This window comes from Alishewanella sp. HL-SH06 (genome assembly GCF_052656265.1).
This window is the reverse complement of record NZ_CP199752.1, coordinates 116,895-139,917: the sequence shown is the minus strand read 5'-3', so window position 1 is coordinate 139,917 and position 23,023 is coordinate 116,895. Positions and strand designations below refer to the sequence as shown.

Genomic DNA, 23,023 nt, shown 5'->3' with positions numbered 1-23,023 from the left:
TTAGCGTACCTCTAATAGCAAGCCCATGCCCAGCAACGGCTGAGATATGGGTAGGTTGCTCGCGCTAAATTGCGCTCGATAATACAAGGCATTGCCCCAGGCTTGACGCTTTTCGCCTTGACCGGCCAGTTGTTGCAGTGTTACGGGGAATTGCAACTCAGGGGAAATATCAAAACGAGCGCTAATGTGTTTAGCTTGCTGCAAACGCGCTACATCCACTTCATGTACCCAGGCTTCAACATAAAGGCCATTTAATTCGGTCACTTCAGCAATCGACCATCCGGGCTGTGCGGTAACACCGCCAAATAATTTGGTGCGATACCAAGGATGTAAGCCATAACTGATGGCGCCGTCCCGTTCAGCGTACACGCTCATTTTGGTCAGGTTTAACTCTGCTTCAGCGAGCTCTGCCGCTGTTTTATCAATTTGCAGTTGCTGTTTGAATAACGTGGTTTGTTGTTCTTGCTTGGCAGTAACGAGGGTTTCCCGGGCTTTTTGCAATTCGGTAGTAGCACGTTGCTGTAATAGCTGGTTATTTTCATAGTCGTACAAACTGAGGTTGGTTTTAGGCACCGCTGCGTCAATGTTGGCTTTCTCTAATAATAATTCGCGGCGCTGCAGTTCATACTCTGCTTCCATCACCTTTAAGGCTTGTTGGCTTTCGAGTTGTTTTAATTGCTCTTGAGTGCTGACTAATTGGTTTTTGAGCCGTTCAATGTTGGCTTGAATGGATCCGGCATCAAATACTGCCACCAAGTCGCCGGCTTTAACCACTTCTGCTTCGGGTTTTAGCCATTGAACTTGAATACGCCAAGTGTCGCTCATTGGCGCGACAATGGTTTGCCGATATTCAGACACTAAACTGCCGGTAAGCAACAGCGGTAATTCACTTTGTACTTGCTGGCTCAGAGTGGTGGCCAGGATCAAACTTAAACCGAACATTGGCTGTCCTCAAGTATTTGGCCGTCACGCATTCTAATAACCCGCTGGGCATAAGCGGCAATGTCATCTTCATGCGTTACCATCACGACGGTATTGCCTTGCTGGTGAAGACTGGTGAGTAATTGCATGATTTCTACTGAGGTTTTACTGTCTAGGTTGCCGGTAGGTTCATCGGCAAAAATCACTTTGGGGTTGTTGATCAGTGCACGCGCAATCGCGACCCGCTGGCGCTGGCCACCTGACATTTCTGCTGGCTTATGATGCATGCGATGGCCTAACCCAACTTGTTCTAATAACGCTTCTGCACGTTGTAGCGCTTCAATGGCGGGGGTGTCGGTATAGCGTAAGGGCAGCGCCACGTTTTCGGCGGCACTTAGCCGGGGGAGCAAATGAAATGATTGGAAAATAAAACCAATATGCTGATTGCGCATGGCCGAGAGTTGTTCATCATTCAGCGCACTAACATCAGCACCGGCCAGCTGGTATTGACCACTGCTCGGGGTGTCGAGACAACCCAGAATATTCATCAGTGTTGATTTGCCTGAACCCGAACTGCCCATAATGGCCACAAATTCATTTTCTGCGATGGTTAAACTGACCTCTCGTAGCGCTGCAACCTGAGTATCACCGCTACCAAAAATTTTACTTAACGCTTGAGCGCTTATCATGGAGCAACCTTACAACAAAATCATTATGGCAGTTTGGCATAAGGTGCAGTGCAAGAACCAGTTTAGTAGGTAGCTATAGTGTAACTAAATGTAAACTTGGCTTTAATAACCCCTGCGCTCAGTGTCGCTTGGGCAGGGGTTAACTCGACTTATACCGGCAATAAATCTAAAACTTGCTCAATACTGTTCAGGCTTTGGCGCTGCATAATAAAACGGCGGCCAAGCTCGATAGCCTGTTTTTCGATGCTGGCGCGCTGTTGCTCACTGCTGACTTTATCTAAGTCGGCCACATGCGCTAACCCTACGGTACGCCGGATCAGCTCACAGCCAGCATAGCCAATGGCATCAGCAAAAACCTGCTGCAAAAATTGTTTTTGATATAAGCTGTTACGCAGCATCGGATCTTGGCTGTCTTGGCTCATTAACTGGCTAAATTGTTCAGCGAATACTTGCCACAGTGTTAGGCATTGTTGGCGCACATAGGTTTGGTGTTCAGTGACCGCCTCGGTATCTGCCAGTAACCCAGCGCAACCAAGATAGTTCAAACAAAAGTTAGCCAGTAACGAGCCAACATCAAAGCCGATAGGGCCATAAAAGCCAAATTCGGCGTCGATCACCTTGCAGTTTTCAGCATTGACAAAAATACTGCCGCTGTGCAAATCGCCGTGTAACAAGGCTTGTGGCTTAGATAAAAAGTCGGCTTTTAGTGCGGCGACTTCCGCTTGTAGCGCTTCGTCTTGCCATAGTTCGCGTGCGGTGCTGATAATCAAATCATGGATGTTATTGCGCTCGTGATTGCAGTAGGGATCGGTAAAAAATAAATCTTCGGTAATTTGGCAAAGATCGGGGTTAATAAACTGCGCCACGGCAGCTTTTTTTGCGGGCCCCGTCAGCACAAAATCACTGGTATAAAATAAGGTGTGCGCTAAGTAATGGCCAATTTGCGTTGCAACATGCTCATACTGTTTGCCTTTAATCAGTGCCGTGCGCAAGATGGTATATTGCTTTAAATCTTCCATCAAAATGGCCGACAGCTCAGCATCAAAATGGCGGATTTCAACGGTATGCTCAGGGCAAAAACGCGCATGTACGCGCAATACTTCCGCTTCAATACGGGCGCGGTCGGTGCTTAAAGGCCAACTTTCGCCCACACAGCGAGCATAGGGCAGGGCTTGCTTTACAATCAGCGAAGTCCCTTTATCATTCGACACACGAAACACTAAATTGAGATTGCCGTCACCAAACTCTTCGGCAGACAGCTTACTGTGATCGCCAAAGAGTTCACTGTGCTTGTCGGCAAAACGCATGGCGTCGTCGTTATTGAAAATGCGGTAATCAGTCATCGGGTTACCTATTTACTTGAGAAGAAAAACGCGTGGCAGCATAATCGCAAACCTTATAGACGTCTGCAACGCCAAATAGGAATAAGCTATGAAAAACTTGTCTGCACTTAGTCTGAAAACGCATCAGGGAGAGCTATACGTTTTAGATCAAACCTTATTACCCCATCAACAGCAATGGCTGCATTGCACAACGGTAACGCAGATGGTGACGTTGATCCAGCGTTTACAATTACGCGGCGCACCGGCTATCGGCATTGGTGCCAGTTTATTATTAGCCTATCGTGCTACTCAGGGCGATAGCCAAGCACAACTGCAAAAAGACGCCGAAATATTACGGGCCGCACGGCCAACGGCGGTGAATTTAATGAATAACTTAGATAGCATGCTTGAGGCTATTCAGCAGACGGATTTTGTCAGTGCCACGGTCGCCTGCGCCGAAGCATTATTTGCGGAAGATGTGGCGTTGTGTCAACTGATGGCAGAGCACGGTGCGGCCTTAGTGCAACCGAATGAACAGTTATTAACCCACTGTAATACCGGTGGTTTAGCTACCGCAGGCGTGGGTACGGCGCTAGGTGTGATTAATTTAGCGCATCAACAAGGCAAAAATATTCGGCTGTGGGTAGATGAAACGCGGCCACTATTGCAAGGTGGTCGTTTAACCGCGTGGGAGTGCCAGCAATTGGGTATTCCGTATCAGCTAATTTGCGACAATATGGCCGCGATGTTAATGGCGCGCGGTCAGGTCGATCGCATTTTTGTGGGGTCAGATCGTATCGCGGCCAATGGTGACTTTGCCAATAAAGTAGGTACTTACAGCCTTGCGGTATTAGCGCACTATCATCAGGTCCCCTTCTATGTGGTGGCACCGCATACCACCGTCGATTTAGCCTGTGCCGATGGCAGTGTCATCCCTATTGAACAACGAAATGCCGATGAGGTACGCGGGGTCAGTGGCGCCTTTGGTCAAACCTTGTGGGCACCCGAGGAAGCACCGGTGTTTAACCCCGCGTTTGATGTCACGCCAGCCAGTTTAGTCACCGGTTGGGTGCTGGATACCGGAATTTACAGCCAGCAAGATATTTCCGCAGGGGTATTGCAGCAACTATTTGGCTAAGGCCTTTAGCGACTCAGCAACTAGCAATGATAACGAGAGCAAAAATGCCGGTTATCCGCCCGAGGTTAAGGGTGGCAACACCGGTATTTTTTACAGAATGCTTAGCGAGATATGCTTTGAGATCTCAACAATGGCAGTGCTGCCTGTAAATTCAAATCTTACCTTACCGACTGCAGATAAATAAATTTCCAGCTCAGAATCGAGATCGAACGTGCCCGACGTTTCTACTGAGTAAGCCACGATATTTTTGTAGGGTAGCGAAGTAAAGTCCTTTTTGCTGCCGGTAATACCTTGCACATTAACCGCAATAATTCTTTTATTGGTGAATACCACGCCGTCACGCATCGATTTATACGAATCGATCACGGTTTCATTGTCTAACAACAGTGCCGAGACTTTTTCAGCAAATTCACTGTTTTGTTTCAGTTTAAAGACGCTTTTGTTATTAAAATCGATCATGAAATATCCTTGTTAGCGATGTTTGGTCAACAAGCAAAAAAGACAGCTTAAAATAAACAATGCAATAACGCTAATGTGGCTTTGTTTATTTGCCTTAAATCGTGCTGGTGGCTATTGAAAAAGCGTTAAGCCGTTTCGTGCTGCCACCTTGGCATTATTTTGTGTTTGCCCCCTTGAAATCGCTTGCTGCCATCTACATATATCGGCTTATCGCGATATATAAATAAACCTATGCCTGATGACGACAACCTCAACAACACCGCTAACAGCCAAGCAATTGGACGACATGATCAAAGCGCTGGCGCATCCGGTGCGTCGCGACATAGTAATCTGGTTAAAAACCCCAGAGCAGTATTTTGCTGATCAAGAACATCCACTAAGTTTAGGGGTGTGTGCTGGCAAAATTGAGCGGCAAACCGGTTTGTCGCAAAGTACGGTATCAGCGCATCTCGCTACGCTGCAGCGTGCCGGGATTATCTGTAGCCAGAAGGTCGGGCAGTGGCATTTTTTCAAACGTAACGAGGCGCTGATGCAGCAATTTTTGTTGCAGCTTAGTGCCGAGCTTTGATTTTTCTTTTCAACGTACAGGACAACACTATGCCAACCTTATTTGATCCTATTCAAGTGGGCGATTTACAGCTAAAAAACCGCATTATTATGGCACCGTTGACGCGCTGTCGCGCCAGTGCCGGACGCGTACCCAATGATTTAATGGTGGAATACTATACACAGCGCGCCAGTGCGGGCTTAATTTTAACCGAGGCAACCTCAGTAATGCCTATGGGCGTGGGCTATCCTGATACGCCTGGTATTTGGTCAGCAGAGCAAGTGGCTGGCTGGCGCAAAATCACTTCCGCTGTGCACCAGGCCGGCGGCAAAATTATGCTGCAATTATGGCATGTGGGGCGTATTTCTGACCCGCATTACCTAGATGGTGAACTGCCGGTAGCGCCAAGCGCCATTGCTGCTAAAGGGCATGTTAGCTTAATGCGCCCGAAAAAAGATTATGTCACCCCACGCGCGCTGGAAACCGCAGAGTTGGCGGATATTGTAGCAGCCTACCGCCAAGGTGCTGAAAACGCGAAGTTAGCGGGTTTTGACGGCGTAGAAATTCACGGCGCCAACGGTTATTTACTGGACCAGTTTTTACAAGACAGCACTAACAAGCGTACCGACAACTACGGCGGCAGCGTAGAGAACCGTGCCCGATTGATGTTAGAAGTGACCGATGCCGTAATTGAAGTGTGGGGCGCAGGGCGTGTGGGTATGCATTTAGCACCGCGCGCAGATGCACATGATATGGGCGATTCGCAGCGTGCCGATACCTTTGGCTACGTTGCCAGCGAATTAAGTAAGCGTGGTATTGCCTTTATCTGTAGTCGCGAAGCACAAGCAGCCGATAGCTTGGGGCCTAAGCTAAAACAGCTCTTTGGCGGTGTTTATATTAATAATGAGAAGTTTGATAAGGCGGCTGCAAATAAAGCCTTGGCTGAGGGCATTGCCGATGCGGTGGCCTTTGGTGTGCCTTACATTGCTAACCCGGATTTGGTGGCGCGCATGCAGCAAGATGCACCACTGAATGAGGCTAAGCCTGATTTGTTTTATGGCGGTGGTGTAGAGGGTTACACGGATTATCCGTTTCTACCTCAGTAATTAGCCCTCACGTTAGGCTGGGAATAAAGAGCAGTTGCCACAATGGCACTGCTCTTTTTTATTATGTTCAGCTACGTTAGGGTTATCGCTATTGCAGAGGGCGTGTTAAGCGCATGTGTTACTCAATGAGTGCAAATAACGGCTTTAGACCTTGCTAAATCTTAATGAGAGTCAAAATGTTGCCAGCATTCTTCGGAAAGCTTGCGGCTTTTTATGACTAACTGTATAAATCAGGCAGGGTAGCGGTTGGCTAAGGCTCACCCAACCAATGGCCTTATTTAAGGCACCGAAGAGTTTTTGCTGTGCGCTTCGCACCCTGATCTGGGTTTACTGTTAATGCCGTTATTTTTGTTATCACCCATTTTTATGTTGTTACTGGTGCACTGGCAGTTTGCGCCACAGGCTGAGGCGATCAGCCAGCTATTTCCTGTGTTGGTGTATGCGATGCTGCTGTTAACCGCAGGGTTGGCGGTGCTAATGCGCCAATGGCATTGGTTGTACAGTGCCGTGTTGTTAGCTAGTCATTATTATGTGGTTGAAATGGCGCTGACCAGTGAGCAACTTGCAGCAATAACGATGTTTCTGCCCTTGCTGATCACCCTGTTATTTGTGTTACTGCAATTAAAACCTAAACCACAACCTAGCACGCTATCAGGCGTGTTCCTGCTGCTTGTCATACTGTTTGCACCGCCCGCCATGCTGGTATTACCGCTTGCTGATATTGTGACGCAGTTATCCCTGCCGGAAACGTTTTTAAAGCCGGTTTCTGACAGCGTTGCTATTAATTGGGGCACCCTTTGGTGGATGGCCTTAGTGGCGACGGGCTGGTTAAGCATGCTCAGTTATCATAGTGCTAATGGCCAGCGTTGGGGGCAGTTTGCGGCGTGGTTAGCGCTGATGCTGTGTTATCCCTTTATCTTGTTTGAGCAAGCCGCCGGTTGGGTCACTCTGGCGGCAGGTTTAAGTTTGCTGCTCAGTTTAACCAGTCAGATGCTGCACTTAGCTTATATTGATGAACTGACCCAATTACCTCAGCGGCGAGCGCTGCTGAACCACTTAAGTCGCTTAGGTAAACGCAGCGCGGTGACCATGCTAGACGTTGATCACTTCAAAAAGTTTAACGATACGTATGGCCATGACGTGGGCGATCAGGTGCTTAAGTTGCTTGGCTCGATTTTGGCAAATCAGTCGGGTTTAACGGCTTATCGTTATGGCGGCGAAGAATTTACCTTGGTGTTTCATCATAACAATCAACAAAAGCTGGCTGAAAAGCTAGAGCAAGTGCGTGAAGCCGTGGCAGAGTATCCATTGGTGATCCGTCAGCAACAGCGACCCTCCGACAGTAAAGATGGCAAGCAACAACGCGGCAGTGCCGCAGCAAACAAAACCGTGCATGTCACCATCAGTTTAGGTTGCGCCTTGCGCAATAGCGGTGAAAGTACCGAGCAATTACTAAAACGCGCCGATGAAGCCCTGTATAAAGCGAAAAAAGCCGGGCGTAATAAAGTGGCGTTTGCTAGCTGATAACAGCGGTATAAGACATTGTTTTGTTTGAAGCTGAGTGTTTAACTTGCAGTTGCTTAGGGTGCAAATTTTTCAAGTCGGTGACGAATTTACAGTCTAAACTGTCAACTTCCAGGTGGTAACACCTGAACCTTAAGTAGGGGGAATATACTGTGAAAAAAAATTTACTCGCCATACTTACTGCACTTGCCATAACCGCTTCATACTTTTTGTTAAATGCGGTTTCCCCAGAGATGACATTAGGTATCAAGGCCACGTTGATGGCGGTAATCGCCACAGTGTTTTACATACTTTTCGCAACGCTACTAAAGAAAAATTAAATTCGATTGTGAGATTCATCGGAAGCCATCTGATGAGGTCTCGTTAAACGCCAAGTACTGTAGCGATTAGCTGATCAGGCTATCGGTATCTGACTCCGAAGCTTTTCCCGAAGCTTTTTGGATCGTAATTTATTGTACCAATGGCAAGGTTTTTAAATATAAAGGAACGCTGAGTGAAAGAGACAAGAAATCTTAAATTTGTTTTTTTTAACTTAACTTTCTTTACTATATGCTCCTACATGCTCCTACATGCTTCATAGCTACGTTATTTACTTTGGTTTTCTTTATGAGCTTTTATCAGCAGTGTTGTTAATGATTTTAGCTTTTATGCAGAGCTTCGCTGTATTTAAAAAAAGAAGGTCACTTGGCGTTATCTATTCAATAACCGCGCTCATGATACTATTTTATTCAATCAGGGTGGGCGGAATTAATGGGTATTATACAACCTATGCTACTGGGCTCTCTAGTTATCCAACAGTGAATGATGGTGACTATCTGATGGTGTCACCAATGTTTATGAGTGTGAGAAGAGGTGTTTTCATCCATTTTCAGCTTGATGACGGGCGGGATTTCGCAAAACGTCTATATGGTTTACCCGGGGATAAAATACATATTTGTAATAATTCAGTTTATGTTAACAACTACCACTATTCGCTAGCGAATGATTGGATTGGTGATCATATTAATGAGGGTCTTGTTTGCTCGTCAAGAAATCACAACTTCACTTTAGGAACGGATGAATTTTTTGTGCTTGGCGACAACACAGTTGCAAGTATAGATTCGAGGCACTTTGGGCCAATTAAAGCTACACATATTCGAGGAGAAATTATTTATAAATATGGTGCAAGATATGGGTTTAACAGTTTTTCTATTGACGAAAGTTTTTAGACTATGACTTTAATTGAAGCATTTTTTTGCTGAATGCTATCAGATGCCGAGCTTTCAGAGCTTAACGTTTTCGCCGTTGGCGAGATACTTTCTTTTGCGTCGTCAAAAGAAATTATCCAAAGAAAATGCAACCCCACGCCGCTCGAAAGCCCAACTGCTCATGCGTTGTCCAAGGCGAAAACGTAACTCGCGCTATGCTTCGTCGCCGCACTCAAACACCCGTTTTCTTAAAACGTTGGCCAACGATGTTCAGTCGGCTCGCTCAAAGGTCGACAAGATAACAAGTAACAACACCGCTAACAGTCAAATTTTCATGCTCTGCTCTCAGACAGACGACAATTCTTATATTCAGTCATAGTGTTAGCCCAGTGTCAGGCGATACCCGACACCAGGCTCAGTCTTAAGGTAACGGGGCGCTGCCGGCAGCTCTTCCAGTTTCTGCCGTAATTGCCCTATATGCACCCGCACATATTCAGGCCTGTCGATATAGACCGCGCCCCAGACCTGGCTGAGAATTTGATTATGGGTTAGCACCCTGTCCGCATGCCTTAGTAACAACAGCAAAATATCATATTCGGTTTTGGTAAGATGAATATCCTGCTCTGCCCGACTAACTTTGCGTTGTACCGGGTCAACCTGGATCTGTCCAAAACTAAATACCTGCTGCGAAGGTATGCTTTGGCGTAAGTTAGCCCGGATCCGGGCTAATAACTCGGCCGAGCTAAAGGGTTTTGTCACATAATCATTAGCGCCGTTGTCCAGTGCCTTTACTTTGTCTTGCTCGCTTTGTCGCGCCGAAATCACAATAACAGGCGTATCAGACCAGCTGCGTAATTGCTCTAACCAGAGCTGACCATCCATATCTGCCAGCCCTAAGTCCAATAAGATCAAATCCACGCTTTGCTGCACTAAATACTGCAGCGCCGGCAAACCTTGATCGAAACTCGCCGGTTGATAGGCTTTGGTTTTCAGCAAGGTAGTGAGAAAACTTTGCATCGCCGGATCATCCTCCAGCACCAAGATTCGTTCAGCCAAAGACAACTCCTTGTGGGGTGATACGGACATACTTAGACATCTGTTCGCTCAGGTTGCTCATGATCCAGCGGATGCTCAGGCCAACTCAGGCTAGCCGTAAAATACCCATTCTCGGCGACAGCCGCAGTAAAATGGCCTTGATGCAGGTGCATCACCGCTTTACAAATCGCGGTACCTAGGCCACTACTACTATCACGCTGCGCCTTGCGCTCGCTGACGACCGGATTTATCACCTGCAATCGATAGTTTCCCGCCTGCCGCATAAAGGTGATTTGCAGCGGTGGCTTACCATACTTAACTGCATTTTCCAGCATATTGGCTAGTGCAATTTCCAGTAAGGTCGCATCGGCAATACTGTCTGCGGCAGCTAACTGTATCTCGAACTGCTGTTCTGCTAACAGCATCGCTCGCCTTGCGATCGCAGCAGAGATGATATCGTTGATACTGTGGGCAGCCAACACCACAGAGCTTTGCATTTGCTGCACACGGCTTAACTCCATCACTTTATCGAAATGCGCATTCAACAAACTGGCTTGGCGATAAATATGACCTGCCTGTTCACGGATCTGCTCGGCAGTAAGCGTCACATCTTGCTCGGCTAGCATGCTGGAAGCGCCCATAATGGTTGCCAGTGGAGTACGTAAATCGTGCGATAAGGAGCGCAACATCATGGCGCGACTATGCTCAAGCTCGGCTTGCATTCTTGCTTGCCGGGCCTTACCCGCCAGTAATTGGCGTTGGCGCAAGTGTTTTTTGGCGCGGACCAGTTCGAAACGCAGCCGGCCAGATAAACGGGCAATAAAAATACCCAACAACAGCATTACCACGAAGGTGATCAAGTAATTGCCTTGATGTACAAATAAGGTGTAGTAAGGCTCAACAAAGAGAAAATTTAGCAACAGCACACTGATAAAGGTACAAATAATGGCCCAGCGTTGTCCCGCATATTGGGCCACCCAGGTTACCCACAACAGCTGTAACATAACGACATCGGTTGTGGTTGCCATCATCCGTGCCGGCAATAACAGCAAGGCAATAACAACTGGCATGACCAGCGTAAGCAGCACAAGTTGCCACCAGCTTACACGCTGTGCAGAACGATTCTTCATAATAAGTTCAACTTAATAACGCCAGTACATGGGCGTAAATAACAATAGCATAGTTAAAATCTCCAGTCTGCCCAGTAACATACCAAAGGTCAGGCTCCACTTTGCACCGTCGGGTAAGCCGGCAAAGTTACCGGCCGGGCCGATAATCTCGCCCATCCCAGGTCCAACGTTACTTACCGCCGTAGCCGCCCCGGTTAAGGCTGTGACCAGATCCAGTTCAAACATCGATAACACCAATGCCAGCGCAGCGATGGTGGCAAAATAGATAAAAGCAAAAGCCAGCACTGCGCCCAGCAGGCTATCATCGACTTTTTTAGATCCATACTTCTGAACCCAAACCGCATTGGGATGGATGAGAAGATTAAATTGCTTTATCAATAAGTATCCCGCTAGCTGCGTACGAAAAATCTTTAGACCTCCTGAAGTTGAACCCGAGCAGCCGCCGGAAAATGTTAGATAAAAAAACAAAACCACTGCCATACTGCCCCAAAGCGTGTAATCTTCAGAGGCATAGCCACAAGTAGTAATGACCGACACTACGTTAAATACACTGTGCGTCAGCGCATCCCACCAAGGGCGCTGATGATGCCATACCTGATAAAGGCTTAACAGCAATGCCACCATCACGACTATCGCTAAAAAGGCTTTAACCTGCGGATCGCGCAGCAAAGCCCACTTGTCGCCTTTGGCCATGCCGACAAAGAGCACAAAAGGTAAGGCCGCTAACGTCATCCACAAACTGGCCAACCAGAGCAGCCAAGGTTTAGTATTAAAATGCCCAAAGGAAGCGTCGTAATTGGCAAAACCGCCGGTGGCGGAAGAAGTCATGCCATGAGTGATGGCATCAAACCAGGACATGCCCCCCAGTTTGTAACTCAGACTAGCAGCCAGCGTAATCGTCAGATAAACCAATAAAATATAGCTCGACAAACTGCTACTACGCGGCAGTATTTTTTCTGAGATATCAGAGCTTTCTGTTTTAAACAGCTTCATGCCGCCAATTTTTAACGCCGGTAAGATGGCAATCGCCATCACAATAATACCGATGCCACCAATCCATTGCAGCATAGCCCGCCAGAACAGCACGCCCTTAGACATCGTATCCAGATTGCTTAATACCGTAGAGCCGGTGGTGGTAATAGCCGAGACCGTCTCAAACCAGGCATCGGTAACGCTTAATCCTGGAATACTCAGATACAACGGCAAGGCAGAAAAAATACAAATACTTAGCCAGCATAGTGTCGTTAATAAGAATAAATAGCGTTTTTTCAGATGCACAGCACCACCGGATAGCATGACTAGCAACACTCCGATGATCACAGTTACAACGGCAGAAAGCAGAAAATTCCAGAACTCCCGCTCGGCAAAACTGAAGCTGACCATCATCGTTACTAACTGCGCTGCGCTAAGGCTCACCAATAAATAGCCCAATACCCGGTAGAAAAAATGCTGGGTGTGGGTCTGGCGATCGGCAAAAGAATAGGAATATGTCGACATAAACTACAACAGTTATCTGGATCAGTTTTTAGCTTATCCGGCGCAGAGAAGGCTTGCTGTAAAGCTTTTCTAAAGATTAGCGCCTCGCCTATAAAGATTTTATAAAATTTCGCCGCCAAGGGCTGACATTCAGAGCTTTAGTGTCTTTAATGCTGTCAATTTCCAACCGGGAAAAAAGCGATAATGTCAAAATTTGCTGTAATAGGTCTGGGCCGATTTGGCTCTGCCGCTTCACTAGAACTGATGCGGCTTGGACATCAGGTCATTGGGATTGATAGTAACGTAAAGTTTATCAACCGGCTGGCCGACCACCTTAGTCATGCTGTGATAGCAGATGCTACGGACGAGCAGGCTTTAGCTGAGCTGGATATCCCAGGTTGTGATGCGGCGCTCGTTGCCATCGGCGAAAATCTCGAGGCAAGCATTTTGTGTGTGCTCAATCTGAAAAATCTCGGGGTAAGTCAGATTTGGGTAAAAGCCACCTCGAAAGCGCATCACACTATTCTGACTCGGCTGGGTGTCAGCCGGATCATTCATCCAGAGGAGGAAATGGGTGTCAAAGTCGCGCAAGCGCTGAACTACCCGATGGTGAACCAATATCTTGCTTTGGGGCAGAATCAGTATTTGGTAGAAATCGATATTATCCCGCGTTTGCAGGGTAGCCGCATTCAGGAATTACTCGCAGATGGTCAGGCCTTTGTCAAAGCCGTATTGGTAAAGCGACGCGATAAGGTTTTTTCGCCGGTACAGCCCGACTTCATGTTAGAGAGTCATGACAGTCTGGTACTGGCGGGTAGTCTGGACATTTTAAAGTCATTAGCCCCCAAATTAAGCTAATCAGACATAGCTGATGATATAACGACGATGAAAAACTGGTTGCCCCATAATCTGCCGTACAAGCGGCTTCGCCCTCTTAATCAGGTTAGATTGAAATTAAGCCCGCCGGCAGTGCTGGCACTGGGTTTTATGGCGCTGATCGCCCTAGGATCCTTGCTGTTAATGCTGCCGCTCGCTACGACAGCACCACTGACGCCATTACAGGCACTTTTTACCGCCACCTCGGCTGTTACTGTAACAGGGTTGGTAGTGGTTGATACCGGCAGCCACTTTACGATGTTTGGTCAGTTGGTGATTGCCGGTTTGATCCAGGCGGGTGGATTGGGGTTTATGACGTTTGCCGTAGTGGCGGTGATCAGTCTTGGCACCCGCATTGGCTTAACCCAACAGAAAATTGCTCAGGAAGCGATGAATCAAACCAGCCTGGCCCAGGTTGCGCAGATAGCTAAAGCCGTTTTACTTTATTCTGTGGTGATAGAAGCACTTGGCATCGTCTTTCTGACAATAGTCTGGTATCAGGAACTCGGTTTGTCGACTGCCTTTTATCATGCATTTTTCTATACCATATCTGCCTTTAATAATGCCGGCTTTGCGCTGGACAGTGCCAGCCTGATGCCTTACGCCGCCAGTATTCCGGTTAATATGATTATCAGTGGTTTGTTTATTGTCGGTGGCATTGGTTTTACCGTGCTGATTGACCTGAAAAAGCACCGTCGTTGGCAACAGCTCAGCGTCAACACTCGACTGACCCTGCTTGCAAGTCTTTACATAAATCTGCTGGCTTTTTTCTTGATCTGGCTGTTAGAAGCTCAGAATCCGGCAACTTTGGGCGCGATGGCATTACCGGAGCAGGCACTTGCGGCCTGGTTTCAGGCGGTTACCCCCCGCACTGCCGGTTTTAATACGCTTGATTACAGTCAAATGACGGACGCGACCAATGTACTGACCTTGTTGTTGATGTTTATCGGTGGTGGCTCACTCAGTACCGCCAGCGGTATTAAGCTAGGCACTTTTGTAGTGTTAATGATGGCGACCTATGCATTCTTGCGGCGGCGCGATGAGGTTTGCGTACTTCAACGGACGATTCCGCATCAAACAGTCATAAGGGCATTAGCCTTAACCTTCGTATCGCTGGCTCTGGTTTTTATCGCGATTTTCGCATTAACAGCATTAGAGCGTGCGCCTTTTCTGGATATTGCTTTTGAGGCAGTGTCTGCCCTCAGTACCGTCGGCTTATCACGCGGTTTAACGGCGGAGTTGTCGACACCCGGTCAATTTGTCGTGATCTTTTTGATGATAACCGGTCGTTTAGGGCCATTAACGCTCGCCTATTTTCTGGCAACCCCTAAACAACGTAAAAGCCGCTATGCCGAGACAAAAATTCAGGTTGGTTAATAAGAGGGACGCTTAAATGTTTTAATTGGCGCAAAAGATTTGTTGAATGTCGGCTTTTAGCTCGTAGCTGCTTCCGAGTAGTTAAGGCAGGTCAGTGCCACTAATTGACGTTGTTCTTAACACTCTGTAAGCTACTTTTACTCAATCAATCAATTACATATTATTTAAAATGGAATTTGAACTGCGAGAACTCGGCCAAAGTGCTGGCATGAAATTAGCAAAAATCGCGATAGCGAATATCGTCATATTAGTTGCGACATTTATTGGTTACAGGTACTTGCCAGATATTCTTAATTTGGAGCTTCATGGCTCCGGTAAATTGATTGCCGTTATCGCTATGGTGCCAGCAATAGCTTTGGTAAGCACTATACAAATCGGATTACGGCAGCAACGAATTTTTGCTACTGGCGCCAACGGTATTAGATTTGGTGATTCTGTATCAGGGGTTCAGTCTTATTCCTGGGAAGACATTTCTTCTTTCAACTTATCACCCGACACGAAAGTACTCCATTTCGCTTCGGGTTGTATGGGCATTACCGAGACAATTCCGCTAAAGAAATTTGGCATTAATGAATTGCAATACAGTAGGCTGCACGAGTTATCTTCAGCTTTAATAAGGAAATAGTAAATATTTCAGCTTAGTGCCCAGGCTGTGTGAAAACTGCTGATCACCTTTTGGTCTAAGTAGCAGGTTTTTATGATCAATTATTCTTAATAAAACGCCCCAAGCCAACTGCTTGTTTACTAAAATTAATAGCATACGAAGCAATAGTAAGTGTGCTGATATGACCCACCATATAAAAGGCTCAGGCAGACATCAAGTAACATTGTTTCCTGAGGCACTGGATGATTTTGTTATTGAAAATAACCCTGTCCGAGTAATCGACATCTTTGTTGATGGTCTGCAACTTGCTTCTCTCGGCTTCGAAAATATTAATCCAAAACAGACTGGGCGGCCTGGGTATCACCCGGCCACCATGCTTAAACTGTATATTTATGGATATCTGAATCGTATCCAGTCTTCCCGCAGATTAGAAAAAGAAGCGCATCGAAATGTTGAATTGATGTGGCTGCTTGAGCGATTAACCCCTGACTTTAAAACCATCGCTGATTTCAGAAAAAATAACGGTAAAGGTATTAAGAATGCTTGCCGTGCTTTCATTGACCTATGCAAGCAAATGCAAATGTTCACTGATGTGATTGTTGCCATTGACGGTAGTAAATTTAAAGCGGTAAATAGCAAATCGAATAACTACACTCCGAGCAAGGTTAAAGGCCACATCGAAAGAATTGAGCAAAGCATCAGCTTATATCTGGATAAGCTCGATGATGCCGATAAAAAGGCAGAGCTTGAAGCTAACTCAGAATTAACAGCAACAAAGTTGGCATGGCTTCAAAAGCGTTTAGAAGAGTTAAAGCAAGTGCAGCAAGCCGTAGAGCAACATCCTGATAAACAGCTGTCATTAACAGATCCTGATTCTCGGCTGATGAAAATAAACAATGTTAACCGCCAAGTTAGCTATAACGTACAGACAGCAGTAGATGCAAAGCATCATCTGATTGTTGCTCACGAGGTAACCAATATCCCTGACCGTGGCCAGCTAACGACTGTGACCAAATTAGCGCAAGAGGCAGTGGGTAAGACTGATATTACTGTTCTTGCCGACAAAGGGTATTACAGCCGGAGTGATATTAAAGCGGCTCAGGACTTAGGAGCCGTAGCCTTAGTTCCAAAAGGTGATACCTCTGGAGCTGACCGCAAAGGGCTTTATAACCTCGCACTGTTTAAATATAACCAGGAAAAAGACATCTACATTTGTCCTGCGGGTAACGAGCTTCAGAATCGGTTTACCACCGTTGAAGATGGCTTAGAATTGCAAATGTACTTTAATTGTATTGCTTGTAGGGATTGCAGCCAGCGCGCCAAATGCACCACGTCAAAAAGTGCAGCTAGGCGGATCCGTCGTTGGGTGCATGAATCTGAAATGGAAAACATGCAGGCTAAGTTAGATGCTGCACCACAATCAGCTACGATACGAAAGCAAACCGTGGAGCACCCGTTTGGAACGATCAAAATGTGGATGGGTGCGACTCACTTCTTGATGCGACGATTTACCAATGTAAGCACTGAAATCAGCTTACACATACTGGCATATAACCTGAAACGGATGATATCGATTTGGGGCGTTGAGGGATTGAAAATTAAGCTAAAGGAGCTTTATGAATAGTGAATATTATTGCGTATAAGCCATTGTCAGTCACAAAGACCACTTGGGTATGTCGATTTAGTCAAAGCCAAATCCCCATAGAACAAAATTAAACTTTAGTTAGCCAAGTTGAGCGAAATTCTATTGCTGCTATGGAATAACTTGGTGGCAAAGCAGAAATTTTGAGTTTTTACACAGCCTGTGCCAAAAGCGGAAATTCATTGAAATTTTATTAAATCGGCGCTTTTAACTGAAAGCGGACGTTTGCTAAGTAACACTTCAGAGAGCTCTCGAAATTTTTGAGATGTTCTCGCATCGCCCACAGGTTAAAAATACGAGCGCTATTCATACCTTTTTGAGTTACTGGCCAGATTGTAGTTATCAGTACGGTGAATCCAAAGATTTTAAATATATAATTTAAAATGACTTTACGGGTTTGCCCACATTTGTTCTTGCCGCTAAAGTCCTGAAATTCATGTGTTTTTACGCTAGCGTTGCAGGATGTTAAAAAGCTCAAGAGGACTGCCTTGCTTAAAAGCGTGGATTTTTCTTTTGATGAAATTGTTATGCCTTAATTGTTCACTATATCCTTTAGCTCTTGAGAGGGTTAACGCGACAGCCTCCCGACCTAAGTTGTACTCCTATACTACCTCCCTGACACAGTTGGCTGTGCTAAAATGTGAGCGTTAAAAGCTAGTAACAATCGCCTAAAGTATTGTGATATCATTAACGAAGAGGTGGAAAAATGAACAATGCATCAGCACCAAGTAAGCAGCAAAAGAACGTGGGTATCCCAGAGTTTTCTGCTGCAGCCATAAAACGGGCTAAGTCTACCAAAATATCTCCAAGGCTATTTGCTGCGATCAAGTATGTCAAAGCGGAAACGAAGCATGCAGTTGAATAGTGGTTTATGAGGTTTGAAAAAAAGAATCTACCGACATCGTTTCGTCTACCGAGCGTTGTTTCCAAAGAGGTTAGACTATTCAACCCCCTAAACGGCTATGAACGAGATTGGCTTGAAAACTGCTTTCGCCGTGCTTCAAGCCGAGAGTTTACGCTCTACTATGCCATGGGAGATACTGGACTTCTAGTAGGTTTGTATGCTTTGTCGTTAGCTAATCCTGAAAGTAGATCCAACTGGCTAGTAATTGACTTTCTCTATGTACTCCCAGAATTTAGGGGGACACCATTTGAAGACTCACCTTTCAAAGCTTCTGAATTGATCTTGGCTGAAATAATGATTCAAGCACAGAAGATTTCCGAAATTGTGAATTTGTCTATTGTCGCTTTACAACTTGGACATGACAACCTGCAACGTGTATACGAGCAGATGGGTTTTGTTGTACTGAAAGCCCGTACAAAAAAAAGTCTAGATCTTTGGATGGGAATAACTTTCCCGGATGAGAGCGAAGTGTAGCTAAGTACCATTGTACTGGCACATTGAATGTGGGCGCCTAATTAGATGTAACACGCAGGGTTCACGAAAAATCGAATGTCTGCACATAAGGCAGGCTGTGTAAAAACTCAAAATTTCTGCTTTGCCACCAAGTTATTCCATAGCAGCAATAGAATTTCGCTCAACTTGGCTAACTAAAGTTTAATTTTGTTCTATGGGGATTTGGCTTTGACTAAATCGACATACCCAAGTGGTCTTTGTGACTGACAATGGCTTATACGCAATAATATTCACTATTCATAAAGCTCCTTTAGCTTAATTTTCAATCCCTCAACGCCCCAAATCGATATCATCCGTTTCAGGTTATATGCCAGTATGTGTAAGCTGATTTCAGTGCTTACATTGGTAAATCGTCGCATCAAGAAGTGAGTCGCACCCATCCACATTTTGATCGTTCCAAACGGGTGCTCCACGGTTTGCTTTCGTATCGTAGCTGATTGTGGTGCAGCATCTAACTTAGCCTGCATGTTTTCCATTTCAGATTCATGCACCCAACGACGGATCCGCCTAGCTGCACTTTTTGACGTGGTGCATTTGGCGCGCTGGCTGCAATCCCTACAAGCAATACAATTAAAGTACATTTGCAATTCTAAGCCATCTTCAACGGTGGTAAACCGATTCTGAAGCTCGTTACCCGCAGGACAAATGTAGATGTCTTTTTCCTGGTTATATTTAAACAGTGCGAGGTTATAAAGCCCTTTGCGGTCAGCTCCAGAGGTATCACCTTTTGGAACTAAGGCTACGGCTCCTAAGTCCTGAGCCGCTTTAATATCACTCCGGCTGTAATACCCTTTGTCGGCAAGAACAGTAATATCAGTCTTACCCACTGCCTCTTGCGCTAATTTGGTCACAGTCGTTAGCTGGCCACGGTCAGGGATATTGGTTACCTCGTGAGCAACAATCAGATGATGCTTTGCATCTACTGCTGTCTGTACGTTATAGCTAACTTGGCGGTTAACATTGTTTATTTTCATCAGCCGAGAATCAGGATCTGTTAATGACAGCTGTTTATCAGGATGTTGCTCTACGGCTTGCTGCACTTGCTTTAACTCTTCTAAACGCTTTTGAAGCCATGCCAACTTTGTTGCTGTTAATTCTGAGTTAGCTTCAAGCTCTGCCTTTTTATCGGCATCATCGAGCTTATCCAGATATAAGCTGATGCTTTGCTCAATTCTTTCGATGTGGCCTTTAACCTTGCTCGGAGTGTAGTTATTCGATTTGCTATTTACCGCTTTAAATTTACTACCGTCAATGGCAACAATCACATCAGTGAACATTTGCATTTGCTTGCATAGGTCAATGAAAGCACGGCAAGCATTCTTAATACCTTTACCGTTATTTTTTCTGAAATCAGCGATGGTTTTAAAGTCAGGGGTTAATCGCTCAAGCAGCCACATCAATTCAACATTTCGATGCGCTTCTTTTTCTAATCTGCGGGAAGACTGGATACGATTCAGATATCCATAAATATACAGTTTAAGCATGGTGGCCGGGTGATACCCAGGCCGCCCAGTCTGTTTTGGATTAATATTTTCGAAGCCGAGAGAAGCAAGTTGCAGACCATCAACAAAGATGTCGATTACTCGGACAGGGTTATTTTCAATAACAAAATCATCCAGTGCCTCAGGAAACAATGTTACTTGATGTCTGCCTGAGCCTTTTATATGGTGGGTCATATCAGCACACTTACTATTGCTTCGTATGCTATTAATTTTAGTAAACAAGCAGTTGGCTTGGGGCGTTTTATTAAGAATAATTGATCATAAAAACCTGCTACTTAGACCAAAAGGTGATCAGCAGTTTTCACACAGCCTGAAGGCAAAGTAGACATTCTCTTTTCGAGATTGCCTGTTCTGAACAGCTGCTTCTCGCTCGTAGCTGCTTCCGAGTAGTTAATGCAGGTCAGTGCCACTAATTGACGTTGTTCTTAACACTCGGTAAGCTGCTTTTACTCAATCAATCAATTACATATTATTAAAAATGGAATTTGAACTGCGAGAACTCGGTCAAAGTGTTGGCATGAAATTAGCAAAAATCGCGATAGCGAATATCGTCATATTAGTTGCGACATTTATTGGTTACAGGTACTTGCCAGATATTCTTAATTTGGAGCTTCATGGCTCCGGTAAATTGATTGCCGTTATTGCTATGGGGCCAGCAATAGCTTTGGTAAGCACTATACAAATCGGATTACGGCAGCAACGAATTTTTGCTACTGGCGCCAACGGTATTAGATTTGGTGATTCTGTATCAGGGGTTCAGTCTTATTCCTGGGAAGACATTTCTTCTTTCAACTTATCACCCGACACGAAAGTACTCCATTTCGCTTCGAGTTGTATGGACATTACCGAGACAATTCCGCTAAAGAAATTTGGCATTAATGAATTGCAATACAGTATGCTGCCTGAGGTATCCCCAGAAATTCTCTAGTTAAAATAAAATGTTAGGCGATTAGGGAACATTCATGGTGGTTCCCGATCTGATCATTCGCCAAAACTCACAAAACGCGGATGGTCACCATGAATGTAAAAACTATGCTCGCTGATTTCCTTGCATTTGTCACCCCCAAAACGATGCATAAAACCCGATTTTCGGTGTTATTAGATGCTGTAACAGCTTTGACCAAAGACGCGCGGTGCACCGTCACAGCGATTGGTCGCGCTATGCCAGGCACTTCTGACAAAGTCAGCATTAAGCGCGCGGATAGATTGCTCAGCAATGCCAATCTACAACGGGAACTGCCTCTGATCTATGCGGCAATGACTCATTTGATTGTCAGTAGCAAAACGCAGCCGCTCATTTTGATTGACTGGAGCAACGCTGATACCGCGAAGCGCCATTTTATTTTGCGAGCCAGCATCGCTGTTGATGGCAGAGCACTCACGCTATTACAAAAAGTAGCGGCGGCAGAAGATTACACTTGCCCACATTTGCACTGGGCGTTTTTAAAGCAACTCAAGGCCATGTTACCTAGCGACTGTAAGCCTGTTATCGTCACCGATGCTGGCTTTAAAGTGCCCTGGCTTAAGCAGGTACGCAAATTAGGCTGGCATTATGTCGCAAGAGTCAGAGGTAACGTGAAGCTTAAGCTGGCAGAGCAAACAGAGTTTATGACCGTAAATGCGCTTTATAAAAAAGCTCGCGCCACCCCTAAACACTTAGGCGCAATCGTGCTGACTCAGACGCAACACTATGAAACCCGCGCGATTCTAGTTGGTAAAGGCTATAAGCTATTGAAGCGAGACAAAAATAAGTCTTACAAAGAACCTTGGTTATTGGTGTCATCTTTGCCTGATTGCCATGGCTACGCAGATAAAATCGCCAAGTGCTACAGTAGCCGGATGCAAATTGAAGAAAGCTTCAGAGACCAGAAAAGCTCACGTTATGGCTTAGGAAGCGACCTGCACGGCACTAAAATCAAATCACGTTTGGGTATATTGCTGTTACTGGCGGCACTGGCAAATTGGTTCCACTACCTGATGGGTGCGGCGGGTGAAAAGGCTGGCTTACATTTGCGATATCAGGCTAATACGGTAAAAAATCGGCGAGTGCTGGCACTGAACTTCCTCGGGATACTGCTTTGTAAGGAACCGAAACTGCCTATTCGCAGACACGATTATCAGCAAGGGCTAAAGCAGATCTTGCACTGGGTTGCACAGTGGGACTGGGCGCTAATCAAATTGGCAAAGAGCTAATACTATGGGGTGTAAATTTGTGGGGATCCCTCAGGTATGCTGCACGAGTTATCTTCAGCTTTATTAAGGAAATAGTAAATATTTCAGCTTAGTGCCAAAAGCTGACATTACTGGTTTAATCAGTCACAATTCAAAGTTGTTTTACATATTGTTAATGTTCACTAAAATAGTGACAGCAGTATCGAAAATAACTATGTCAGTGACAAGGTATGCACTTTGGGGCAGATCCATTTGAAGATCTGCACTTTAATGCACATTAAAGTGCAGAATAGAATCTATGTCTTATCATTATCTAATGTATGTAGTCTCTAAAGAGTACACTTAAGTTAAGCTTTAATTTAATAATCAGTGATATGCTTCGCGTATCTTATTTAGCGAGCGAGGATTGCTCTTTTCTTTCGCAGACTCATTATCTTAGTGATAGTAAATGAATAAAAAAATTAAACATGAGTACCAAATCAGCATGCGCTCAGCCATGGAGGCTGAACAAGTCAATGATTTAGACAATGCGTTTAAGTCTCTTGAAAGAGCGCATATTTTAGGGCAGAGATATTTTATACCGCATATAGCGACGCACTGGCAGATGTTGCGGATTGGGCTTAAACGCAATGATAATCGCGAGGTTATTGGTCAGATCGTCCGTTTGATAGCAACGGTTCCGGGTTTTATATTTGGTTGGGTTCCAAGGGGAAATCCTGGTGGGGCGAATATCTCTGCTTTAAAGCCAGTGCCCTTGCCAGCTGACAGCCCCATTTGGCGGGACGTCTTAATACGCCTGACTATTTACGCGGTTATCGTTTTAATCGTATTGGCATAAACACCCATCTTATTGCCAAAACGTTCGAAAGCCTGCTTCGCTGAGCATTGGGCTACAGCGA

General features: G+C 45.6%; 22 protein-coding genes. 14 read left to right on the top strand and 8 right to left on the bottom strand.

Features of this window, described 5'->3' with window-relative positions; all coding sequences use genetic code 11:
• The 3 genes from ACUJFK_RS00685 to mtnK form a co-directional block, all read right to left on the bottom strand.
• Positions 1 to 942, bottom strand: coding sequence for an HlyD family secretion protein (locus tag ACUJFK_RS00685; RefSeq protein WP_445425758.1), 942 nt, complete (start codon positions 940 to 942; stop codon positions 1 to 3).
• On the bottom strand, positions 930 to 1,610 hold the full coding sequence (locus tag ACUJFK_RS00680; protein WP_306178620.1) for an ABC transporter ATP-binding protein: 681 nt from the start codon (positions 1,608 to 1,610) through the stop codon (positions 930 to 932). Before ACUJFK_RS00680 ends, ACUJFK_RS00685 begins: the two co-directional genes overlap by 13 nt.
• A 149-nt stretch (positions 1,611 to 1,759) precedes the next feature.
• Positions 1,760 to 2,953: an S-methyl-5-thioribose kinase gene (mtnK, locus tag ACUJFK_RS00675; RefSeq protein WP_306178619.1), complete on the bottom strand. Its 1,194-nt coding sequence runs from the start codon at positions 2,951 to 2,953 to the stop codon at positions 1,760 to 1,762.
• A gap of 88 nt (positions 2,954 to 3,041) precedes the next feature.
• Here mtnK and mtnA point away from each other — a divergent pair, with 88 nt between their 5' ends.
• Entirely contained in the window at positions 3,042 to 4,070 is a 1,029-nt protein-coding gene (gene mtnA / locus ACUJFK_RS00670; RefSeq protein ID WP_306178618.1) for an S-methyl-5-thioribose-1-phosphate isomerase, read from the top strand.
• Between the two features lie 90 nt (positions 4,071 to 4,160).
• On the opposite strand, the gene ACUJFK_RS00665 is transcribed toward mtnA, so the two are convergent.
• Positions 4,161 to 4,529: a PH domain-containing protein gene (locus ACUJFK_RS00665; protein ID WP_306178617.1), complete on the bottom strand. Its 369-nt coding sequence runs from the start codon at positions 4,527 to 4,529 to the stop codon at positions 4,161 to 4,163.
• Positions 4,530 to 4,767: 238 nt separating this feature from the next.
• Between ACUJFK_RS00665 and ACUJFK_RS00660 the strand changes: the two genes are divergently transcribed.
• The 5 genes from ACUJFK_RS00660 (at position 4,768) to lepB (ending at position 8,914) form a co-directional block, all read left to right on the top strand.
• Positions 4,768 to 5,097, top strand: a complete 330-nt coding sequence (locus tag ACUJFK_RS00660; protein WP_445425757.1) for an ArsR/SmtB family transcription factor — start codon at positions 4,768 to 4,770, stop codon at positions 5,095 to 5,097.
• A gap of 29 nt (positions 5,098 to 5,126) precedes the next feature.
• Positions 5,127 to 6,182 (top strand): alkene reductase, encoded by a 1,056-nt coding sequence (locus tag ACUJFK_RS00655; RefSeq protein WP_445425756.1) that lies wholly within the window; start codon positions 5,127 to 5,129, stop codon positions 6,180 to 6,182.
• A 336-nt stretch (positions 6,183 to 6,518) separates the two neighbouring features.
• The gene (locus ACUJFK_RS00650) at positions 6,519 to 7,706 is read left to right on the top strand and encodes a GGDEF domain-containing protein (protein ID WP_445425755.1); all 1,188 of its coding nucleotides are present in this window, start codon (positions 6,519 to 6,521) and stop codon (positions 7,704 to 7,706) included.
• A 152-nt stretch (positions 7,707 to 7,858) separates the two neighbouring features.
• The gene (locus ACUJFK_RS00645; protein WP_445425754.1) at positions 7,859 to 8,026 is read left to right on the top strand and encodes a hypothetical protein; all 168 of its coding nucleotides are present in this window, start codon (positions 7,859 to 7,861) and stop codon (positions 8,024 to 8,026) included.
• 312 nt (positions 8,027 to 8,338) lie between these two features.
• Positions 8,339 to 8,914, top strand: a complete 576-nt coding sequence (gene lepB, locus ACUJFK_RS00640; RefSeq protein WP_445425753.1) for a signal peptidase I — start codon at positions 8,339 to 8,341, stop codon at positions 8,912 to 8,914.
• Between the two features lie 360 nt (positions 8,915 to 9,274).
• On the opposite strand, the gene ACUJFK_RS00635 is transcribed toward lepB, so the two are convergent.
• Genes ACUJFK_RS00635 through ACUJFK_RS00625 form a run of 3 tightly spaced genes read right to left on the bottom strand, consistent with a single transcriptional unit; the run spans position 9,275 to position 12,555 of the window.
• On the bottom strand, positions 9,275 to 9,949 hold the full coding sequence (locus tag ACUJFK_RS00635) for a response regulator transcription factor (RefSeq protein ID WP_445425752.1): 675 nt from the start codon (positions 9,947 to 9,949) through the stop codon (positions 9,275 to 9,277).
• A gap of 32 nt (positions 9,950 to 9,981) precedes the next feature.
• Positions 9,982 to 11,058, bottom strand: a complete 1,077-nt coding sequence (locus ACUJFK_RS00630; RefSeq protein WP_445425751.1) for a sensor histidine kinase — start codon at positions 11,056 to 11,058, stop codon at positions 9,982 to 9,984.
• Positions 11,059 to 11,070: 12 nt separating this feature from the next.
• The gene (locus ACUJFK_RS00625; RefSeq protein WP_445425750.1) at positions 11,071 to 12,555 is read right to left on the bottom strand and encodes a TrkH family potassium uptake protein; all 1,485 of its coding nucleotides are present in this window, start codon (positions 12,553 to 12,555) and stop codon (positions 11,071 to 11,073) included.
• 183 nt (positions 12,556 to 12,738) lie between these two features.
• On the opposite strand from ACUJFK_RS00625, the gene ACUJFK_RS00620 reads away from it, so the two are divergent.
• From ACUJFK_RS00620 to ACUJFK_RS00600, 5 genes are all read left to right on the top strand, one after another.
• A complete protein-coding gene (locus tag ACUJFK_RS00620; RefSeq protein WP_445425749.1) occupies positions 12,739 to 13,392 on the top strand; it encodes a potassium channel family protein in 654 nt (217 codons plus the stop codon).
• 27 nt (positions 13,393 to 13,419) lie between these two features.
• Positions 13,420 to 14,787: a TrkH family potassium uptake protein gene (locus tag ACUJFK_RS00615; RefSeq protein ID WP_445425748.1), complete on the top strand. Its 1,368-nt coding sequence runs from the start codon at positions 13,420 to 13,422 to the stop codon at positions 14,785 to 14,787.
• Positions 14,788 to 14,995: 208 nt separating this feature from the next.
• Positions 14,996 to 15,412, top strand: coding sequence for a hypothetical protein (locus ACUJFK_RS00610; protein ID WP_445425747.1), 417 nt, complete (start codon positions 14,996 to 14,998; stop codon positions 15,410 to 15,412).
• A 160-nt stretch (positions 15,413 to 15,572) separates the two neighbouring features.
• A complete protein-coding gene (locus tag ACUJFK_RS00605; protein WP_445425745.1) occupies positions 15,573 to 17,015 on the top strand; it encodes an IS1182 family transposase in 1,443 nt (480 codons plus the stop codon).
• A gap of 889 nt (positions 17,016 to 17,904) precedes the next feature.
• Complete coding sequence (locus ACUJFK_RS00600) at positions 17,905 to 18,411, top strand: hypothetical protein (protein WP_445425746.1); 507 nt, start codon at positions 17,905 to 17,907, stop codon at positions 18,409 to 18,411.
• A gap of 272 nt (positions 18,412 to 18,683) precedes the next feature.
• Here the strand turns inward: ACUJFK_RS00600 and ACUJFK_RS00595 are convergent, their stop codons facing one another.
• Positions 18,684 to 20,126, bottom strand: coding sequence for an IS1182 family transposase (locus ACUJFK_RS00595; RefSeq protein ID WP_445425745.1), 1,443 nt, complete (start codon positions 20,124 to 20,126; stop codon positions 18,684 to 18,686).
• Positions 20,127 to 20,469: 343 nt separating this feature from the next.
• Between ACUJFK_RS00595 and ACUJFK_RS00590 the strand changes: the two genes are divergently transcribed.
• The 3 genes from ACUJFK_RS00590 to ACUJFK_RS00580 all read left to right on the top strand — a co-directional run bounded on the left by ACUJFK_RS00590 (position 20,470) and on the right by ACUJFK_RS00580 (position 22,962).
• Positions 20,470 to 20,880, top strand: a complete 411-nt coding sequence (locus tag ACUJFK_RS00590; RefSeq protein ID WP_445425744.1) for a hypothetical protein — start codon at positions 20,470 to 20,472, stop codon at positions 20,878 to 20,880.
• 80 nt (positions 20,881 to 20,960) lie between these two features.
• The gene (locus ACUJFK_RS00585) at positions 20,961 to 22,145 is read left to right on the top strand and encodes an IS4 family transposase (protein ID WP_445424681.1); all 1,185 of its coding nucleotides are present in this window, start codon (positions 20,961 to 20,963) and stop codon (positions 22,143 to 22,145) included.
• A gap of 427 nt (positions 22,146 to 22,572) precedes the next feature.
• Positions 22,573 to 22,962, top strand: a complete 390-nt coding sequence (locus ACUJFK_RS00580) for a DUF3703 domain-containing protein (RefSeq protein ID WP_445425743.1) — start codon at positions 22,573 to 22,575, stop codon at positions 22,960 to 22,962.
• The last annotated feature ends 61 nt before the right edge of the window (positions 22,963 to 23,023 follow it).